The following is a 2777-nucleotide window of genomic DNA, read 5'->3' as shown; positions in this document are numbered from 1 at the left end:
GAACTGTTGAGGGTAGGGCTTGGGCACGGTGATCATCCTTCCAGGCCGACCCGCGTCGGCCAGCCAGGTTCGGTGTCACCTATCCGTACAGCAGTCCCCCTCCCGTCACCCCCGGGGCCACTCACCCTCGTGGCCTGAAGTGAAGCTGCTGAAGGTATGGCTCCGAGCAGTGCAGAAACGGTGGGTTGAGCCACCGGCTCGCCTCGGTGGTGCAGAACCCTTCGTTTGAGCTACACCGTCAACGACGGTTACCGACCCTATTTGCATGCGCGTCCGATCAGCCCGTGATCGTGCAAATAGGGTGTACCCCAGCCCACGCAATTGGAAACCCTCTCAGATGCACACTTTTCACCACCGCGCATCTAGGGATATTCCTACTCGCACACTCGAGGCGTCCACCGCCAGCCGGGAGCGGGGCCGGAGTGTGGAGCCGATGAGAACCGCAGCCGTCGCGTTTCGGGTGGCATGAAGGGCGCACGTTTGGATCGTCACTTCTGCATGTCTATCGGGGCGTCCGAGGTCGCCGAGGCGCTTGGTGTCGGCACTGGCGCCGGGTTTCCCTTCGCTGGCGAGGTCCCTAACATCGCGCCGATCTGGAGGGCAATGGCGGCTAATGCCAATGCCGTCGCTCCGATCTTGTAGAACCAGACCAATTTGTCCGCAGAGCGCATTGACTCTTTTCTGCTAAGAAACCTAACGACTCTCTTTGTCTGGTAACCACTGTTTTCGGTTATCGTGGCCGTCATATTGGCCTGGGGTAATGATTCGGAAATTTCTTTTTCGATTGCCGTACCATTTTCCACCGCAGCCTTCAGGAGTGGGTGATACCAGGCTTGGTCAACGAAGTAGAATGCGTACCACAGCAGCAATCCGATGGCGAGAACCACAGTTCCGAGGGAGACGCACCCCACCTGCGTTCCATCCTTGGCGGCGACCCCGGCGGCGCCGAGAGAGAAGGTGGCTGCGGTCAGAGCAAGGCCACGTATGCGCCATTCGATATCATTGAAATGCATTTGCACAGAAACGCTCTGTTTATAGAGGTCGATGTAGTGAGATACTTGCTCATTCCTGGTCAATTCTTCTGCAGGCGTTTCTACACTGTTGACGACTTCCGGGGTTTCTGGGTTCCCGGTCATCGTGCACTCTCCGAGGCGAGGCCGAATATGGGCAATATCTCCATGAATCCATCGCGGCAGACGATGGAGGGCTCTACCTCACTGACTGGGGCGGATAACGCCTTCTCACGAGCCACGTCGTCCTCTGTCCAATGCGTAACTCGCTTCAAAAGGTCGTATTCTTGACGATGCTGAACCAAACCATAGGCGGCATGCACGTCCAGGACATGTGCGGCCTGGGCCATAGTGATGTCCTTCATGAGGCTGTCTCCGAGGTAGACGGCATCAGATGACTCGCAGTCCTGGCTCTCAAGTATGGTGTTTAGGATCGCAAGGTTGGGCTTAACTGCTCCAGGTGGCGCGTGCCGGTGTTTGGTGCGGCGCAAACCGTAATCTTTTTCATCATAATAACCGCTGCGCAGCTCCGACAGTTTCACCCCTGCGGCGAGGTCGTGATCTGGCGAGGAATAGAGGACATCGATGATCCCGTCGAGGCCCGTGTGTCGCATCCGCCACTCGGTCCAAAAGGCTCCCGACTCGGTATAAGCGACAACGTAAACCCCGGCCTCTCTCAGAGCATTAAGCCCCTCGAACACCCCGGGGTAGAGGCGCGTGGCGGACAAGCGTCGAGAGTTTTGCGCATGCAAGGCACTGTCAAAGACATCCATCGGATCCCTCGAGCCCGAAAACTCGACAAGGGCCGGCACCTCTCGAACCAAGTTTGAGTACTCTGTAGTGCCGCGCTTTCGGTGAACCGTCTTAATTTGGTCTTCTAGAAATGCCCGGTCCAGACCGCTAATACTGACGAGCCCATCGAGGAGGGCGGAGAATGACTGGTGCCAGGCTTCGAACCAGTCCCAGAGGGTGTTGTCAAGGTCGGTGATCAGTAGCTTTCGTAGACGTTCTGTCATGGGCTCACCATAGGCGTCAGCTCTGACAGTGGTGCGGGTTCGCTAGCGGCACTGACCGGAGACGTTGATGGAGTGGTGGAGGCACTCGAGGCATGGCTGTGCCAGTACAACCGGCACCGCCCGCACACGGCCTTTGGCGACCAGCCTCCGGTCTCACGATTGACTAACGTCCCCGGTCAGTACAGCGCCGGGAATACATGGGACGTTCCTCGTTGCACACTTGAGCGCTCGGACCATGTGGCGCCACCGCCGATCGGCAGACAGTCCTGCTGGTGTCCAGCGGAGCCAATGTTGTTCTGGACTGAGGAATCCGGAATCGCGGGATCAATCTGAAAGAGTGTTGTCATGCCAGCCTTCGACCTGGATGACTCGGCTAGCACCCAGTGAGTTTGGCCAGTGGTACGTGGGTGGGCTCGGGGTGGCACCTATCGCTCGTCGTCAGGGCCTAGCACGGATGCTGATAGAGGCTGCGTTGGCCTCAGCCGAGGCTCGGGATGGTGACAGCGTGTGGCTCAAGGTGCTCTCATCCAATGTGGGAGCTGTTGCACTATATCCGGCACTTGGGTTCACCGAGACGGCTCGGTTCGCCAACGCGTTCGAAGGTCGCCTGGGGGTGGACGACTTGCGACTGTCGGCGCAGCTACCTCTCGCGTGTGCGTAAACGGTCGTTTTTGCTACCCCATCTCCGAGTAGTCGGGGTTGACGTGTGAAGTGCGCCGATAAATTTCCAGTATCTCGCGTGGGCAAATGC

The 2777-nt window shown here is 58.3% G+C and carries 3 protein-coding genes and 1 pseudogene; 2 read left to right on the top strand and 2 right to left on the bottom strand.

From position 1 onward, the window contains the following. Positions 1–488: 488 nt before the first annotated feature. Both IE157_RS12685 and IE157_RS12680 read right to left on the bottom strand, forming a co-directional pair. Positions 489–1136 (bottom strand): hypothetical protein, encoded by a 648-nt coding sequence (locus IE157_RS12685; protein WP_193520151.1) that lies wholly within the window; start codon positions 1134–1136, stop codon positions 489–491. Beyond that, positions 1133–2026: an HAD family hydrolase gene (locus tag IE157_RS12680; protein ID WP_193520150.1), complete on the bottom strand. Its 894-nt coding sequence runs from the start codon at positions 2024–2026 to the stop codon at positions 1133–1135. The genes IE157_RS12685 and IE157_RS12680 overlap by 4 nt, the downstream gene beginning before the upstream one ends. Positions 2027–2110: 84 nt before the next feature. On the opposite strand from IE157_RS12680, the pseudogene IE157_RS13155 reads away from it, so the two are divergent. Beyond that, positions 2111–2212, top strand: a pseudogene (locus IE157_RS13155) (IS481 family transposase); the annotation flags it as partial. 49 nt (positions 2213–2261) lie between these two features. Continuing rightward, the gene (locus tag IE157_RS13150; RefSeq protein ID WP_404820649.1) at positions 2262–2687 is read left to right on the top strand and encodes a GNAT family N-acetyltransferase; all 426 of its coding nucleotides are present in this window, start codon (positions 2262–2264) and stop codon (positions 2685–2687) included. The last annotated feature ends 90 nt before the right edge of the window (positions 2688–2777 follow it).

Origin of the sequence: Kocuria marina, assembly GCA_014652975.1 — a bacterium.
In the GTDB taxonomy this organism is placed as follows: Bacteria; Actinomycetota; Actinomycetes; order Actinomycetales; family Micrococcaceae; genus Kocuria; species Kocuria marina.
This window is presented reverse-complemented; position numbering and strand designations above follow the sequence as displayed.

Coding starts and splice junctions, on each gene's coding strand:
- IE157_RS12685 (WP_193520151.1), bottom strand. CDS start 1,136: ATGACCGGGAACCCAGAAACCCCGGAAGTCGTCAACAGTGTAGAAACG.
- IE157_RS12680 (WP_193520150.1), bottom strand. CDS start 2,026: ATGACAGAACGTCTACGAAAGCTACTGATCACCGACCTTGACAACACC.
- IE157_RS13150 (WP_404820649.1), top strand. CDS start 2,262: ATGTGGCGCCACCGCCGATCGGCAGACAGTCCTGCTGGTGTCCAGCGG.